General features: G+C 40.0%; 17 protein-coding genes. 1 reads left to right on the top strand and 16 read right to left on the bottom strand.

The window, feature by feature from the left end:
- Nucleotides 1-39 precede the first annotated feature (39 nt).
- The gene (locus tag ACB089_RS09750; RefSeq protein ID WP_374966223.1) at nucleotides 40-639 is read left to right on the top strand and encodes a TetR/AcrR family transcriptional regulator; all 600 of its coding nucleotides are present in this window, start codon (nucleotides 40-42) and stop codon (nucleotides 637-639) included.
- Nucleotides 640-1,300: 661 nt separating this feature from the next.
- On the opposite strand, the gene ACB089_RS09745 is transcribed toward ACB089_RS09750, so the two are convergent.
- The 16 genes from ACB089_RS09745 to ACB089_RS09670 form a co-directional block, all read right to left on the bottom strand.
- A complete protein-coding gene (locus ACB089_RS09745) occupies nucleotides 1,301-1,531 on the bottom strand; it encodes an acyl-phosphate glycerol 3-phosphate acyltransferase (RefSeq protein WP_068984691.1) in 231 nt (76 codons plus the stop codon).
- A gap of 97 nt (nucleotides 1,532-1,628) precedes the next feature.
- Entirely contained in the window at nucleotides 1,629-3,623 is a 1,995-nt protein-coding gene (locus tag ACB089_RS09740) for a methyl-accepting chemotaxis protein (protein WP_374966222.1), read from the bottom strand.
- Nucleotides 3,624-3,975: 352 nt separating this feature from the next.
- Nucleotides 3,976-4,908 carry a ribonuclease Z gene (gene rnz, locus ACB089_RS09735; protein WP_374966221.1) on the bottom strand — a complete coding sequence of 311 codons (933 nt, stop codon included), beginning with the start codon at nucleotides 4,906-4,908 and terminating at the stop codon, nucleotides 3,976-3,978.
- 95 nt (nucleotides 4,909-5,003) lie between these two features.
- Nucleotides 5,004-5,840: a class I SAM-dependent methyltransferase gene (locus tag ACB089_RS09730; protein WP_374966220.1), complete on the bottom strand. Its 837-nt coding sequence runs from the start codon at nucleotides 5,838-5,840 to the stop codon at nucleotides 5,004-5,006.
- A complete protein-coding gene (locus tag ACB089_RS09725) occupies nucleotides 5,837-7,336 on the bottom strand; it encodes a cobyric acid synthase (protein ID WP_374966219.1) in 1,500 nt (499 codons plus the stop codon). Before ACB089_RS09725 ends, ACB089_RS09730 begins: the two co-directional genes overlap by 4 nt.
- 119 nt (nucleotides 7,337-7,455) lie before the next feature.
- Nucleotides 7,456-7,992 carry a cob(I)yrinic acid a,c-diamide adenosyltransferase gene (locus ACB089_RS09720; protein ID WP_368636722.1) on the bottom strand — a complete coding sequence of 179 codons (537 nt, stop codon included), beginning with the start codon at nucleotides 7,990-7,992 and terminating at the stop codon, nucleotides 7,456-7,458.
- 14 nt (nucleotides 7,993-8,006) lie between these two features.
- A complete protein-coding gene (locus ACB089_RS09715) occupies nucleotides 8,007-8,567 on the bottom strand; it encodes a nitroreductase (protein WP_374966218.1) in 561 nt (186 codons plus the stop codon).
- A gap of 39 nt (nucleotides 8,568-8,606) precedes the next feature.
- Nucleotides 8,607-9,374 (bottom strand): uroporphyrinogen-III C-methyltransferase, encoded by a 768-nt coding sequence (gene cobA / locus ACB089_RS09710; protein ID WP_374966217.1) that lies wholly within the window; start codon nucleotides 9,372-9,374, stop codon nucleotides 8,607-8,609.
- Nucleotides 9,371-10,009 carry a bifunctional precorrin-2 dehydrogenase/sirohydrochlorin ferrochelatase gene (locus tag ACB089_RS09705; RefSeq protein WP_374966216.1) on the bottom strand — a complete coding sequence of 213 codons (639 nt, stop codon included), beginning with the start codon at nucleotides 10,007-10,009 and terminating at the stop codon, nucleotides 9,371-9,373. The genes cobA and ACB089_RS09705 overlap by 4 nt, the downstream gene beginning before the upstream one ends.
- Complete coding sequence (locus ACB089_RS09700; protein WP_374966215.1) at nucleotides 10,002-11,369, bottom strand: cobyrinate a,c-diamide synthase; 1,368 nt, start codon at nucleotides 11,367-11,369, stop codon at nucleotides 10,002-10,004. Before ACB089_RS09700 ends, ACB089_RS09705 begins: the two co-directional genes overlap by 8 nt.
- An 11-nt stretch (nucleotides 11,370-11,380) precedes the next feature.
- Nucleotides 11,381-12,502 (bottom strand): cobalt-precorrin 5A hydrolase, encoded by a 1,122-nt coding sequence (locus tag ACB089_RS09695; protein WP_374966214.1) that lies wholly within the window; start codon nucleotides 12,500-12,502, stop codon nucleotides 11,381-11,383.
- The gene (cobM, locus tag ACB089_RS09690; protein WP_223553324.1) at nucleotides 12,495-13,280 is read right to left on the bottom strand and encodes a precorrin-4 C(11)-methyltransferase; all 786 of its coding nucleotides are present in this window, start codon (nucleotides 13,278-13,280) and stop codon (nucleotides 12,495-12,497) included. Before cobM ends, ACB089_RS09695 begins: the two co-directional genes overlap by 8 nt.
- A complete protein-coding gene (cobI, locus tag ACB089_RS09685; protein WP_374966213.1) occupies nucleotides 13,280-13,987 on the bottom strand; it encodes a precorrin-2 C(20)-methyltransferase in 708 nt (235 codons plus the stop codon). Before cobI ends, cobM begins: the two co-directional genes overlap by 1 nt.
- Nucleotides 13,980-15,200 (bottom strand): precorrin-6y C5,15-methyltransferase (decarboxylating) subunit CbiE, encoded by a 1,221-nt coding sequence (gene cbiE, locus ACB089_RS09680; RefSeq protein ID WP_374966212.1) that lies wholly within the window; start codon nucleotides 15,198-15,200, stop codon nucleotides 13,980-13,982. Before cbiE ends, cobI begins: the two co-directional genes overlap by 8 nt.
- A complete protein-coding gene (locus ACB089_RS09675) occupies nucleotides 15,157-16,290 on the bottom strand; it encodes a cobalt-precorrin-5B (C(1))-methyltransferase (protein ID WP_374966211.1) in 1,134 nt (377 codons plus the stop codon). Before ACB089_RS09675 ends, cbiE begins: the two co-directional genes overlap by 44 nt.
- A complete protein-coding gene (locus tag ACB089_RS09670; protein WP_368636713.1) occupies nucleotides 16,290-16,949 on the bottom strand; it encodes a precorrin-8X methylmutase in 660 nt (219 codons plus the stop codon). Before ACB089_RS09670 ends, ACB089_RS09675 begins: the two co-directional genes overlap by 1 nt.
- Between the last annotated feature and the right edge of the window lie 8 nt (nucleotides 16,950-16,957).

Genomic DNA, 16,957 nt, shown 5'->3' with positions numbered 1-16,957 from the left:
TCAAAATGTTTTTAGAATTTTTTGAATAAAGGAGAAAGTATGGCTAATTTAGAAAAAAAAACAACAAAAGGGATTAAAACTCAACTCCATATTATGAATGTAGCACTCGATTTATTTAAAAGTCTGGGATACGATAATGTTTCTGTGGATCGAATTGTCAAGGAGAGTAAAACATCTAAGGGGTCTTTTTATCAACATTTTCCTTCTAAATCAAGTATTTTCATGATGCGTTTTATGGAGATGGATGAACATTATGTACACATCTATGAGGAATTAAAACAACACCATTCTTTAGCAATAGAACGCTTGGAAGCCTTTTGTCTTGCTGTATTTCGTTGTATTGAGAAAGAATTAGGGAAAGATTTGATGCGTGTCATCTACTCCGCAGCAATTATTAGTAATGAGCACACTTTTTTTACAAATGAAAATCGTAAGTTGTATGTAATTCTTCGACAAATTATTGAAGAAGGAAAAAAAGATAACTCCATCCAAAACATTGACTCTACAAAAGCTTTTTTCCAAGTAATTGTACAAAGTTTTATGGGAGTCATTTATTTTTGGGGTTTACAATTAGATGACGCTAAATTGGAGAATTTAGGGGAACCACTTGTTAAGCAGCTCATCATGAGCCTTCGTTAATTAATGCATTTTTATAGCAAATTCTAACCATAAGTTTATCACCCAAATTTGAAACAACAGTAACTCTTATAAGAAAACTCTACTAAATAAAAACTTTTCAAAATACAGCCTGAGTAAAAGCAAACAAAGGCGAACTATTGCACCTTCTGTGAGGGTACCGTCTATCAATATAATTCCAAACAGTCAATAACAATCGGCGTACAAATAACGCCCATTGCTATTGTATTTAACAAGGGCCGGTACCGCCTTTATAAATGGATGCAGGCCCTAGTCACCAGCCTGTTTTCATCGTGGAAATACCGCTGAAAACCCCAGGCAAAAGACGGGATGACTTGGGGTGGGAGCCAAATTCAGACCGACGCTCCGCTTATTCGGTCTGAATTATCGGCTAGTTACTAGGGTTCCATTTAGTTGTGTTAGATACTGTAAAACCGTTTTAAAGTTAAAACATTTGTACCTGCGGCTACGCTTTCGGTACACAAAACATTTGCTGAAAGAAGTTAAATAAACACAGATTTTTTACATTTAAAAAAATTATCACATAGTCTTTTTCCAAACTTCAGATAGCAGAAATAACTTTAACAATATGAAAATAAAGACTCCAAAGAAAAAACACGTGTATCCATTAGATCGTCTAACGAAATCACGTGTATTAATATAGTTACATATGGCCAGCACGAATTTTCTTCACAATGCTGAATGTCGTGTAGGCAGCAGCTGGTGCAAGCACTACGATAAAAATAAGCCAAACCGTCAAGTTGTCCGTTGCTTTTAATGTGTCATAATTAGTTTTAACAAAAACAATAAGTCCAAATAGTAATAAATAGCTCAGCACATTTGGAAAAATAACGATTAAACGTAATAGTGCTGGTGGCATTTTTTGCTGATTCATATAAACCACTCCCCTTTATTCAATTATACGAAAATCTACTATTAACCGCATTATATTTCTTTAATATTCCAAATATCTGTTTTCACTATCTATTATTTTAGACTTTATATTTGCCTGCTGATTGTTGTAAATTGTCTGCTGTTGTATTTAACCTATCAATAATTGATGTCATTTCATTCATATTTACTGCTTGATTTTTAGCCTTTTGCGCGACATCGGCAACACTTGCTGAAGTCTGTTTTGCCAATAATGATACATCTTCCATTGTAGCCGTGACTTCCTCTGTGCTGGCTGCGATTTCCTCTGTCGTACTCGATACTAAATCTACTTGATCTGCTATTACTTGGACATCATTGTTAATGCCTTCAAAAGATTGCTGTGCTTCATGGACAATAGTTCGACCAGCATTTAATACATCAGCAGTAGAATAAATGACTGATACAATGTTAGCTGTTTCCCTTTGTACATTCATCACAACTTGAGAAATACGCTCAGCCGCTAGTTTTGAATCCTCTGCCAATTTGCGAACTTCCTCTGCCACTACGGCAAATCCTTTACCCGCTTCACCAGCTCGTGCCGCTTCAATAGATGCATTTAGCGCCAATAAGTTTGTTTGTTCTGAAATTCCAGTAATGACATTTGTAAACTCACCAATCATGCCAGATAATTTTTCTAATTCCTTTGTACTTTCTACTGAAAGATTTGTCTTTTCATTAACTTCTACTAATTGCTTCTGTAACTTGTTCATAATTTGTAAGCCATTATTCGCATTTTCTTCTGTATTGCGAGAAATGGTAGAAATCTCAACAATGGATTCTGAAATATGTTGGATACTGCGTGCTAATTCTTCCATTGAAAGTGCGCTGTCTTCTGTATTTTGCTGTTGCGCACAAGATGCTTGAGCAACCTGACTAGATTCTTTCTGAATGATTTCAGATGAATCAAGTGTATGATGAGCATTTTCTTGAATTATGTATGTTGCCTCCTGAATTTGGCTAGCTTCCTGCTTCAATTCACGCATTATGAATTGAAAGTTTTCCATCATTCCGTTAAATGATACTACTAATTGACCAATCTCATCCTTAGAGTTTACGTTTATTCGCTTAGTTAAATCCGCTTCGCCCTTACTAATTTCCTCAAGTGAATCGCGTACACTTATAATTCGGGAGACTTGTTTAGAAATAGAAAATCCAGTAATGATGAAAATGACACATACAACGATTAATGAAGCAATAATTGTTCCTATCAAAATATGTGAAAGTACTTCATTTGAAACAACGATAGCTAAATATGTACCATTTGATAACGGTTTTACGTATTGAGTAACACGAGTTCCATCATAACGTCCCGAAAAGTCAGATGCTTTTTGTGTTGAAAATTTAGCTGGTAAAAACCCAATATTCGCTAGATTTCTTTCTGCTGTGGCTGCTATTGCTTCGCCTTTGTCATTCACGACAGCTGCATAAAGGACCGTTGAGGATAATGATTTGTTAAGCTGATCAATGTAATATTCACTACCGATACTAGTCTCTAAATCTAATAGCTGCTGTCCTTGTCGAGCAACCTGTACAATTTGAGGTGTTGCTGGATTCCAACTACTTACCCCAACGAACTTGTAAAATTTATCGTCTACATCACGTATTTGCGCCTTCTGTACAATTTCTTTTGCACGTCCATCTACTAGCTGCATATATTCTGCTGCTTGTCCGTCTGGATCAGAACCGAAGTTAAAATCAATTGTCGGTGCTACAGAAGTGACGGTGGTATTTCCTTTATCATCCGTACTCCATATTTCATCAATGCCTCCACGTTCAGCAATCGCCTTCAAATCTTCATATGTAGCGCCTTTATCGATAATATAAGAAGCCATTACTGATTCAGCAATCATTTCCTTTTCCATTATTTCTTCCGCTTTTTCTCTTGATTGAATAGCACCCTCCATCCCCATAACAATGGAATTAGCGAGCGCCTCCCCGTTATTCTTTACACTTTTATATGTTGCTTGATAAATATAAACAGAAAATGCACCGATAATAATTACGACTATGCACATGATTTCCAGCAACATTTTCCATTTCATTGTTTTCCCCATCTCAACAATACCCCCTAAAATATGCGATTATTTCCATTTCATCATACAATATCAATTTTAGGTTTTTCATTACTTTTCTTTCGAATTTAATATAATAATTTTCAATAATAAAAAATTCGTCACAATTTTGTCATTTTAAAATCAGGATAAAATACTTAGATAAAAAAGACTATATTACAAACACCTTTTATAAGAGAAATAAAGACAATAGCTTAACATATACAAGACGTTTTTAAACAAAATCTAAATAATTAACGAATTAATTTCACCGGTCTTAAAGTACTAATTTAAATAAAAGAACCTTCTAAATGACGAATCATCTAAAAGGTTCTTACTTATCAAAATTATTATTTTAAGATAATTCATTGTTGTGCCATGTAAACACTGATTGATCGGATGTTAGGTAGGTCTGTGGGAAAATCTCCTGTGCATCCGCTAATAATAGTGGTAAATCGTGAGGTAAGAAGCGGGCACTTAAATGGTTTAAGAGTAAATAGTTTGCTCCTGCTTGTTGTGCCACCTTTGCAGCCTCGAGATTTGTAGAGTGTCCGTAGCTGGCTGCTAAATCTGTCGTAGTGCCATCAAAAGTCGCTTCATGAATAACGATATCTGCGCCATTGGCTAATAAAATTGCCTCTTCGCAATATTTTGTATCTCCTAAAATTGTGAGCGTAAAGCCTTTTTTCGGCGGAGCAACAACATCTTGCGCATGAACAATGGTGCCATCCTCTAGTACAATATCTTTCCCACTTTTTAATTGTCCTAGCAGAGGACCTTTTGGAACACCAAGAGCTTGAGCTTTTTCCATTAATAATTCACCAGGCAAATCCTTTTGCTCAATACGGTACCCAAAGCATGGAACTACATGTCGCAATTCACTTGCGCTTACGGTAAAATGTTCATCTTCATAAATTACACCTTCATGGACTTCAACAAATTGTAATGGATATGTTAAATGCGTCTTTGACAAGGCAAAGGTTTGCTCGACCCATTGCTGTAGACCTTGCGGGCCAAAAATTGTTAATGGCTCATCCCCGCCTTGAAATGAACGAGAGCTTAAAAAGCCAGGTAATCCAAAAATATGGTCACCATGTAGATGCGTAATGAATATTTTCGTTACTTTTCGGGGCTTTAACGATGTATGCAATATTTGATGTTGAGTCGCCTCCCCACAATCAAAAAGCCACATTTCGCCCACTTCATCTAAAAGCTTTACCATCAGGGCACTTGTATTTCGTTCCTTTGAAGGCATTCCTGCGCCTGTCCCTAAAAAATGTAGTTGCACATATGCCACCTCATTTCTATTTCTATCGCTTTATTGTACCCTATCGTTGACAATAAGAAAAACCTTTGGTGACTAGCTTTCCAAAGGTTTTGATATTATTTTGGCTCCCATGATACGAGTGCAGCATGGAAATCATGACGATAATAATAACGTCCGTTCTTTTCCTCAATAAACGGCAAGAGCGACTTCTCAACATGTGCTCTATCAAAAGTATCATTTAATATTTTTTTACTTTGTGTTGTTACAAGCTGCTCATAGCTTTCATATTCATACACTCGTTCTAATGGGATGATTTTGCACTCTGCATAAATATCCATCTCATATAGCAAATTTAAAAATTCTATATAATCTCGGCGTGGAAATTTAATATCATAACCATACTTTTCATACAAAACCTCATAATGGGGTTGAATAGGCCCTGTTGTCATGCCAATAATAGCACGCTTTTTTGCTAGACGATTCATATGGTAAAGTGCTGATTTGATTTCATACATACGATAAAAACAATTGACTCCAATCACGATATCATGAGCTTCTACCTCATTTTCAGCAAGGCTTTCCCATTTTGCATGAATATAAGACACATGCTGCTTATCCTGCATGCAATTTTGTAAATAACTAAGGATGCTTTCGGAGCTATCTATACAAGTTAGCTGTCGCACATTATTAGCTAGAGGAAACGTATAATTGCCCCAGCCTGGACCAATTTCCAATACAGAGTGCTCCGGCTCAATACTTTTATTTATTTCTTGAAAAATTCTTGCAGCATAAGGATCTGTCTGTCCCGTTTTCTTTCGTGCAATTGACTGCGCCCAAAATTGCTCCTCTAACTGATCATTAACCATTCTTTCAGGCATATGACCATGCCAGTCCTTCATACCTTCCTGCCATAATGCCTCATAACTAATAGCTAACGGTCCTTTTCTTGTCATACAGATACCTCTATATTCATGATTTCGTATACTTTTTTCAAATCAAGATTTGCGCGCACGTGCTCTGCTAGCATATTGTAAGCGTCCTCTCTACGTTCTGCGTCACTTTTCACATCGCTAGGTAGAGCATGAAGCCCTTTTTTCACACGTATGTCATTGACAAGCTGTCGTGTAAAGGTGCGATTATGGAATAAACCATGGAAATATGTTCCAACAACTTGATCATCAGCACTTACCGCTCCATCCACTCGCCCATCTGCAAGTTGTAAAAATGGTGACACTTCGTTACGTAAAATCTTTGTACGTCCAAGATGAATTTCATAGCCAGTAAACGTATCTTGTCCTCTTGTTCCTGTCATTTGAACCGTTTTTTTATCACCAACAAAAACAGTTTCCATTGGCAATAACCCTAGACCTTGTGCAGAATCGCCGTTCCCTTCAACTGCATCAGGGTCTAATAACGTTTCACCGAGCATTTGGAAGCCACCACAAATTCCAATAATTTTTGTACCTCGTTGACGTAAATTAGTTATCGCTTGATCAAAGCCTTGCTCCTTTAACCATACTAAATCATCCATTGTACTTTTTGTTCCAGGTAGTATAAGTAAGTCAGGCGTACCAAGCTCATTGACATGGCCAATTAGTCGTACACCAACCTCTGGCTCATCAAAAAATGGATCAACATCCGTAAAATTTGAAATACGTGGCAAGCGAATCATTGCTACATCCACAGAGAATTCCCCTGGCTTTGGCTTTTTAAAGCGTAATGAAGAGAGTGCCAACGAATCCTCAGCTTCAATATTGACCTCTACATACGGCACAACACCAAGTACAGGAATGCCAGTTTCACGCTCTACCCATTCAATACCATCATCGAGTAATTCACGCATTCCTCTAAATTTATTAATGATGAGACCCTTTACACGTGCACGTTCTGCATCGTCAAGCAACGCGAGTGTTCCAACAATCGATGCAAATACACCACCTCGATCGATATCAGCAACTAGCACAACTGCAGCATCTGCTAAATGGGCCATTCGCATATTTGCAATATCACGATCCTTTAAATTGATCTCTGCCGGGCTTCCTGCTCCTTCAAGGACAATGACATCATATGTATTTTGTAAAGTTCTCACAGACTTTTCAACAATCGGCATCGCTTCTTGTACAAATTGATTACGATAGCTTTTAGCGTCCATATTTAAAAAATGCTTGCCATGAACAATCACTTCTGAAACCATATCCTGCTTCGGTTTAAGCAATATCGGATTCATATCCGTAGTGGCGACAACGCGTGCCGCCTCTGCTTGTACCCCCTGTGCACGGCCGATTTCTCCACCATCATGAGTTACAAATGAATTCAAGGCCATATTTTGCGATTTAAACGGTACTACCTTTAGCCCATCATCTGAGAAAATACGGCACAGCGCAGTACAAATCATACTTTTCCCAACATCAGAAGCCGTTCCTTGAATCATAATAGATTTTGCTGGCATAGTCTTTTTCCTCCGTATCTATAGTTGAAGCGTAGGTACTCAGCTTCTTAGCGCGGATATTCCCCTCGCTTCCGCGGGTATTTCCCCGATGCGCGGATATTCCCCTTATTAATAACTGCTTAGAATTCTAGGCCCTTGACTGCTGGAATTCCTTCGTCATAATAATGCTTTGTCGCATCAATGTTCGATACTAAATCTGCCATCGCGATAAGTGCTGGATTTGCACTTCGTCCGGTAACTACTAAATGCATTGTCGATGGACGCTGTTGAATGGCTTCAATGACTTCGGCTAGTGGTAGCACATCATCAATAGGGAATTTTGTTATTGCCAGTGCATTATTCAGCTCGTCTAGCACGAGCAAATCAATACTGTCGTCTTGCAAGGCTGCTTTTGTTTTCTTCCATGCTTTTGCTAAAGCAGCACGATGCTCTTCCGGTGTTTTTGTCCAAGTAAAACCAATACCCATCTGCTCCATCTCTACGCCAAGCTTACGAAGTGCGATTTGCTCTCCGTATGTACGCTCTGGTGATTTAATAAACTGCATATAGCGTACATTTAGACCTCGACCAACTGCGCGCAGTGTGACACCTAGAGAAGCTGTTGTTTTGCCCTTCCCTTCACCTGTATAAACTAAAAACAAGCCTTTTCTAGCCATTGTTCAAGCCTCCCTTAAAGCCATGTTGTTTTTTCTTCAAATGGTGTGCGTTTCTTGTCTTTAAGCTCCTGCTCTTCTGGATAGCCAATAAAAATAGTACCTACTACTTTTTGTGATTCATTCGCTCCGATAAATGCATGCATTCTTGCATCATGAACAAGCCCTACTCCGCGTGTACGCCATACAAAGCCAAGTCCTAGCTCCTCCGCAACAAGCCACATCGACATGATCGCACTACATACAGCAAAGACATTATCCTCTGTCGCATCAGCATCGTCTTCCACCATATCTGCCGTAACAACAATGGCAACAGGCGTCGTTTGCACAACTTTTAATGAGCTTTCTACTAAATTTGGCTTTGTTGGGAATCGCTCCTCTAAATAAGCATTAGCCATTTCCTCATAGCGTTTCATTGCTTCGCCTTGAATAACATAAAAATGCCAAGGCTCGCGCATACGGTCATTTGGAGCATAAGTAGCTGCTTGTAAAATTTTCTCGATTTTCTCTTGTTCAACAGGCTGTGTCGTGTAATTGCGAATCGCCCGACGATTTTTTAAAGCCTCTATTACTGGCATGATGTTTCCTCCCTTGTTAAAATCTTTGCACTCATTTCATTACGATAAAGCAAGTCCCTGCTCTTCAAACCATTTAATTTTCTCGCGGACATTTACTACTTCACCCACAATAATCATAGAAGGATTATGATAGCCTTCACGTTCAATAATGCTAGCAATTTCCTCAAGTTGCCCTGTAATGGTACGCTGTTGATCTGTTGTTCCCCACTCAATCACTGCTACTGGGGTAGTTGGCTTACGACCATTTTCGATGAGCTTTTTAGAGATATACGCAATATTGCCAACACTCATATAAAAGGCAACTGTATCGATACCTGTTGCAAGTGCAGACCAATTTAAAAAGTCCTGTCCTTTTTCCTCACGACCATGCCCTGTTACTAGAGCAAAGCTTGTCGCAAAGTCTCGGTGTGTTACAGGTATACCTGCATATGCTGGCGCAGCAATCCCCGCAGTAATACCTGGGACGATTTCAAAAGCAATACCATGATTTTTTAAGATTTCGGCTTCCTCTGCACCGCGACCAAAAACAAATGGATCGCCACCCTTTAATCGTGTGACAATCTTGCCTTCTTGTGCTTTTTCGACAAGTAATGTATGAATCTCATCTTGAATGAGGTGATGCTTACCGGGTAATTTACCACAGTACACAAGCTCAGCATCTTTTTTTGCAAACTCTAGCAATTTAGGATTCACAAGACGATCATACGCAATGACATCAGCCTTTTGAATACATTCTAGCCCGTACACTGTAATGAGCTTTGGATCTCCTGGTCCAGCTCCAACTAAATACACAATTCCGTCTTTCATCGCGCTTCTCCCATCAGTAATTGTTGTAAATAAGCTTCACGTCTATCAATCTCTCCACTACGTGTCCATTCTAGTAAGCTCGGTTCAAGTAATGCTTGTAATAAAGCACGTCTTTGTGGACCTTTCTCAAACTTAGCAGCAATCATTAAACGTGCCTGCTGCAAGAAGCATACATAGTCATCATAAATCTCATCAAATTGCTCTTCGAGATCCGCTTTGATTTTACGCGCTAGTGATGGACTGGCACCTGACGTTGATACAGTTAACACTAATGGACCACGGCGCACTGTTGCTGGCGTTATAAAATCGCTCTCCGCTTGTGCATCAGTACGATTGATTAGCTGCCAATGCTGTGCTGCTTCTTGTACAGCTTCATTTATTGTCGTATCATCTGTTGCCGCAATGATGAGAATTGCATCATCTAAATCACGTGGTTCAAATGCTTTTTCACGCCATGTAATTTGACCTGATTCAGCAAGCGGTAGTAATGAATCATCTAGGGTTGGACTTACTATAACAATATTTGCTTTAGCCGGAAGCAGTGATGCTACCTTCTGTGTTGCTACGTGACCTCCACCAACGATTACTACCGTTTTATATTCAACATTAATATGAATAGGAAAATAATTAGTCATAATTTTTCACCTTCTTACAAGCTGTTAACCAGTTGTCAACAAGTTTTGGGTTAGATACAAAATGAAAATGCGTATAGCCAGCCACTAGATTTCCTGCTTGGTAGCCCTCTTGTTTGTTACCAAATCGCCCTTTCGTTTGGTAAGCTGGTGTGTTATGTGTGCCGCTATACTTTGAATAGTGGAATTCATGCCCCTTTGCTTCTTCATCCGTACCAATTAAGAAATTATCTTGTGTGCCAAAAATTTCACGGTAACCAAGGGCCGCTAATTTTGTTTGCATTGCAACTTCACCTGGAATAACACCTACCATGTCATAACGGTCCCCATTACTATTCGTAATAGCCTCCGTCAAGTACATATAGCCCCCACACTCTGCTAATGTTGGTAACCCTTTGTCGATTGCTTCACGAATAGATTTTTTTACAGCAGTATTTTTTGCCAGGATATCAGCAAATTCCTCTGGGAAGCCCCCACCTATATACAATCCGTCTGCTTCAGCTGGAACAGGTTCATTTGCTAGTGGAGAGAAAAATTGCAGTGTTGCTCCCTTTGCACGTAACAATGCCAAATTTTCTTCATAATAGAAGTTAAACGCGGCATCCTTTGCTACAGCAATGCAAATATTTTGAGAGGGTTCTTCCACAAATAGTTGCCCGGATTCTTGTAAAACAGGAGCCTTTGTTAATGCAAGTAATTGATCTAAATCAATCGTCTCTGCCATTAATGAGCCTAGCTTATCAAAAAATGTATCGAGTTCTCCTCGTTCAATCGCAGGCACTAACCCTAAATGACGGCTAGGAATATCAATCCCTACCTCACGCTTCAAGTATCCGATAACAGGGATTCCACATTCCTGCTCAATGGCAGCTTTCGCAATTTCATAATGTCCGACACTACCGACCTGATTGGCAATAACACCAACGATATTCGGCTTATCAGACAACAGTTGGAAGCCTTTCACAACCGCTGCTACACTTCGTGCCATACTTGCACAATTGACAATTAAAATAACAGGGCTCTCTGTTACTACACTAATATCTGCTGCAGAACCTTCATCAGATAATGGACTTTTACCATCATAAAAGCCCATAACGCCTTCAATAATTGAAACATCCGCATCAAAGCTTGCGCGCGCAACAATATCACGCACGGCTTCATGTGAAAACATCCAGCTATCGATATTGCGCGATACCCGTCCTGTTACGGCAGTATGATACGTTGGATCAATATAATCGGGACCACATTTGAAGCCCTGCACAGTCTTGCCCTTTTCTTGTAATGCTTTCATGAGTCCAATGGTAAAAGTCGTTTTACCAACTCCACTGCCAGTACCAGCAAGTACAAAGCGATTTGTTTGCATAGGCTTCCTCCTTAAAATGTTAATCTAGCAACAGAAATCGTAGCATTGCCCGATTTTTTCTTCTGTAACACAAGCGACTCCACCTGCGCATAACGCATCGCTGCAGGCTCACTCACTCCATATGCACCTGTATATTGAAAGACCGTCTCTGAAGGTGTTGGAAAATCGATTTCATTTAATTCAGTAGGTGAATATGTTACAAATTCCCAATCATATCTCTTTGTTATCTCAAGGAAGCATTGCTCATCTTTCTTCAAATCGATTGTACATAGTGCCTTGACACTTTTTTTCGAAAGTTTAAGCTCTGCAAGTGTGTCATCAATGACCTGTTCAATTTCTTCCACAGATGTCCCACGATTACAGCCCATGCCAAGCACAACCGATTTTGGTCGATAAATGACACCATTTTCAAGAAGTACTTCTTCTTCAGGTTCAATTATGCGATCTGTAATAAGCAATGTCGCATGTGGTTTAGCTTCAATCGCAGCATACGTTGACGTATAGACTTTAATTTGCTCAGGCATTGGTGTGTCACGCATCCACCAGTCGCGTTCACCCGTTTCCTGTACGATTGCGACATGCTCCTCATTGACAACAGAGGCACTTACTGGTGTTAGTTTATCGGCACTATCCCAAATCCAGCCAAAACGTGCGCCAAATAAATCAACAGGGATTGTCTTTTGCACATCTGAAGCTGTTGTAATTATTGGATTGGCTCCAAGTGCTGCTGCAACTTCATGTGTCAGCTCATTGGCACCACCTAAATGTCCAGATAACACACTAATCACATTTTCACCACGGTCATCAATGACAACAACGCCTGGATCTGTCTTTTTATCCTTTAATATCGGTGCAATCATGCGTACAACTGCACCGAGTGAAATGATTAAAATTAAACCTTTATATTGCTTAAACAAGGTTGGCAGCAGCAAACGCACAGTCCCTGTAAACATTTGAATATGCTTTTCCGCTTCATCGCCCTGCTCAAATTTACTCATATAGTATAAATCGCTCGCAGCAAAAGTTTGCTGCAAGCGGCGTCCGAGTTGAACACCATGTTTGGTGATGGCTACAACAGCATAAGCATTTCGTTGCTCAACTGCTGGTAAAATACCCTCTTGTAACTCAATCACTTGTCTTCACACCTTTTCTAAAACCATGTGTAAAGGTAGCATCATATAACTTCGAACGATATTGATCCTTATCATGAATAGTCGGATCTAATGCCCAACCAGCTAAAATCATCGCATGCTTACGAATACCGTTCACACGCATTGCTTCATCTAGCTCAACCAACGTAGTACGTACGATTTTTTGATCTGGCCAAGAAGCTCTTTGAATAACCGCTACAGGTGTATCATCAGCCCAGCCTGCACTCTGCAATTCTTTTACGATTTTCTTCGTTAGCGTTGCACTTAGGAATAAGGCAATTGTACAATGGTGACTTGCTAAATCGCGTAGTTTTTCGAATTCTGGCACAGGTGTACGCCCTTCTGCACGCGTTAAAATAAGTGTTTGCGTTAAGTCAGGGATCGTTAATTCTGCCCCAATTGCTGCCGCCGAAGCGAAGACAGAGCTAACACCAGGAATGACCTCATAGCCAATGCCTTCTTTTTTCAATAATGCAACCTGTTCCATGATGGCACCATACATAGCAGGATCTCCTGTATGCATACGAGCCACTACTTTACCTGCATTGACACGATCTGCCATTACGGCTACCATTTCCTCTAAATGCATACCCGCGGTGCGAATAACTTCCGCATCCGGTCTTGCTTTGGCAATAAGATCTTCATTTACTAACGAATCTGTATACATGACAACATCCGCTGTTTGTAGCATATGTAAACCTTTTACTGTAATTAAATCCGGATCACCAGGACCAGCGCCGACAATATATATTTTCTTCATTATTTTCGCACCACCATTAATGTTAAGTATTCTAAATCGACACCGTCTAGCTCGCGTACATCCCAAATAATCTCCTCGTCAGATGTGACCTTCGTTACGACAGATGCCTTATCAAGTAAATCTAAATCACGTAACACCTCTAACATTAAATCAATCACCTTCGCCACTTTAATGAATACCACTGCATCGTGACTTTCAATCGCTTCACGCATTGCATCATAGTTATCATAGGCAGGTACGATGGCAACACGGTCATCACCATCTGCGAGCGCAATTCCTAAACGTGATGCCGAACCATTGAACGAAGAAATTCCTGGTACTGTTTGGATTTCAACCTCTGGGTGCATATCCTGCATAAGCTTCATCATATGGATGAACGTACTATATAATAGTGGATCTCCCTCTGTTACGAATGCGACGTCTTTGCCTTCTTTTAATTTTCCATAGACAAGTTCAACAGATTTTGTCCATTCACGTTCTAATACAGTCTCATCCTTTGTCATTGGGAATACTAGGCCAAGCATATCCTTTTCTTCTGGATTAATGTAAACATCTACAATACGATGTGCATAGCTTTTACTGCCTTTTAATTTTTTTGGATACGCAATAACAGGCGACTCCTGAATAACGCGGAATGCTTTAACTGTAATTAATTCTGGATCGCCAGGACCTACGCCCAAGCCATATAAAATACCAAGATTACTCATGATTTTCTTCCTTTCGATATGCAGATATAATATAAATCGGATTTAATGGGACAAAACGTGTCATATCTAAAATTGGTTTACTGCGCGCAAGCTGTGCCTGTAAGATGTCAACGGCAAAGCCACAAGCTTTAAACGCTTCGACTGCCTTATATAAATTTTCAATTGTTGCAGCATTTAAGACAATACGACCATTTGGCTTCAAGCGGGTACAACATAATTGCAATAGCTCCACCATTTCGCCTCCTGTTCCACCGATAAAAATCGCATCCGGATCAGGGAAGTTTTCAAGTCCTGCAGGTGCTTTACTATGAATAGCTGTTATATCAACACGGAACTTTTGCTGATTTTGCAGGCAATTTTCTAAATCAGGTGCATTTTTCTCTACCGCAAATACCTGACCTTCTGGCGCAAGCTTACCAGCCTCAATCGCCATAGATCCTGTACATGTACCGACATCCCATACAATACTATCTTTTTGTAGCTGCATTGCTTGTAAACTTAAGACACGAATTTCTTTTTTCGTAATAAGCCCTTTATCTGGCTTACGCTGTGAGAATTCTTCATCATCAATCCCGAGTGTATAGCGTTTTGGTTCGGATGATTGTTTTAAAATCACGACATTTAAAGGAGAAAAGTCTGTAGTCTCTAATTCATCAAGAGAATACGAGCCAAATTTTTCATTAATGCCCTGTAGATTTTCTGCCACAAATGCGCTGTATTCTGTCATGCCAAAATGCTTTAAATAGCGTGCAAGTGCATTCGGGTTATTTTCAGCATCTGTTAGAAGCGCCACTTTCTTTTTGCCATCAATACGCTGTGCTAAGCCTTTCATAGAGCGTCCATGAATACTTGTTACATAAGCGTCCTGCCAGCTTTCCCCCATCTTCGAAAAGGCAAGTTGTACCGAGCTCATATATGGATAAACTTCAACGTTTAGCTTTTTCGCTAAATAACCACCGATTCCATAAAATAGTGGATCACCTGACGCTAGAATAACGGTGTTTCTTGTTTCTGTAGATAATCTTTCAACAAGCGTTGAAAGACCACCTTTGATTATTATTTTTTCTCCAGTAAAGCTCGGGAAAAATTCTAGAACACGCTCACCGCCAACAAGTACCTCACAGTCTTCAATCCACTGTACATATTGTGGTAGCAAGCTTTCTTGTCCGTTATCCCCGATCCCAATCAATTTCATCGATCGATGCAATGTCATCAGCCCTTCCTAATAATTGTCCCTGCATCGAATAGATCGATGTGGAAAGCGTTAAACCGCCTCTAACATGATGTAACGAAGAATAGCAACAAGCCTCACATAAATGGTGAAAGAATGCATCATAGCCCTTCTCTGCCATAATTTCGCCGACTTGTGAAGCAGTATTGGCCTCTCGTATCTCAGCTACCGTCTCTTCGTCTGCACCTATATCCACTGCCAATTGTGCTAAAAAGTTAAAATCAATCGGAGCACTTTTGGAATGCACCATCATCACACCTTGAGCAACCTTGGAAAACTTACCCATCATACCAACTAGTGATACTTCTTTAATACCAAGTCGTTTACAATGCTTTAATGTAAAGCCAACAAAGTCGCCCATCTCTACAAACGCTTCCTCTGGCAAATGAGGGTACTGTGCCATCCCAAATTTTTCACTGCGCCCACCAGTAGTCACGACTAAATGCTCACAGCCAGCTGCCTTTGCAACACTAATAGCTTGAACGATACTTGCCATATAAGCGGAACTCGAAAAAGGCACGACGGTTCCCCTTGTGCCTAAAATGGAGATGCCTCCAATAATACCAAGTCGCCCATTTAACGTTTTTTTTGCAATTTCCTCACCTTCAGGTACTGAAATCACTACATTGACGCCTCTGTCAATTTCAAAATCGTCAAGCACACCCTGTACAGTACTAAGAATCATCTTCCGTGGCACAGGATTAATCGCTGCTTCTCCAACAGGCACTGGTAAGCCGGGCTTTGTTACGCGCCCGACACCAATCCCTCCGTCTAAATGAATGCCAGGTGTATCAGCCCAGCTCACTGTCCCAATAATGAGTGCCTTATGTGTTGCATCAGGGTCATCACCAGCATCTTTAATGGTTTCACAACTTACAGCATTATTTTCAAATGTACATTTTTCTATCGTAAATGTTGCATCTCGCCCAATCGGCAAATGAATTGTACTTGTTTCTTGCTCGTCATTTGTAATTAAGGCCAGTAATGCAGCCTTCGTTACTGCAGTTGCACAGGCTCCCGTTGTATAACCGTGACGCATGTCCTTGGGATCCTTTTTAGGCTTCCGCTCCATTATTTTTTCGCCTGTTCATCCGCTAAAAGTGAAACAGCATTCAATGCGGCAACCGTCACTGTACTACCGCCTTTACGACCAACATTTGTAATATACGGAATACCTTCTAGTTTTAATAACTCTTCTTTCGACTCAGCAGCAGAAACGAAGCCAACTGGCATACCGATAATTAAATCTGGTTTCGCTAAGCCTTCTTTAATTAAACGAATTAATTCCAGCAATGCAGTCGGTGCATTACCGATTGCATAAATGCCACCCTCATGTAATTTAGCAGCCTTTTGCATAGAAATAATCGCACGTGTAGTGTTTTGTTTTTTCGCTTCGATCGACACGTCTTCATCTGCAATATAGCAGTGTAAATCGCCACCATGTTTTTGGAAGCGTTTTTTCCCAGAACCACTTTCAATCATTTGCACATCTGCAATGACATGGCGACCAGCAAGAATTGATTTAATCCCTGCTTCAAGCGCACCTGGTGTAATAATTACACTACGTCCTAGTTCAAAGTCAGCAGAAGCATGGATGATGCGACGTACTACTTTCCACTCGTCTTCTGAGAAATTATGCTCGCCCATTTCCTCTGCAATAATTGCAAAACTGTAATCGTAAATTTTATCTGGGTCTACTGTTAATGGTTTGAAATCTGTTTTAAAGTCCATCTGGATTG

Source organism: Lysinibacillus sp. RS10 (genome assembly GCF_041956855.1).
Classification (GTDB): Bacteria; Bacillota; Bacilli; order Bacillales_A; family Planococcaceae; genus Lysinibacillus; species Lysinibacillus xylanilyticus_A.
Note: the sequence above shows the minus strand (reverse complement) of the source record. Positions and strands in the feature narration are given on the sequence as shown.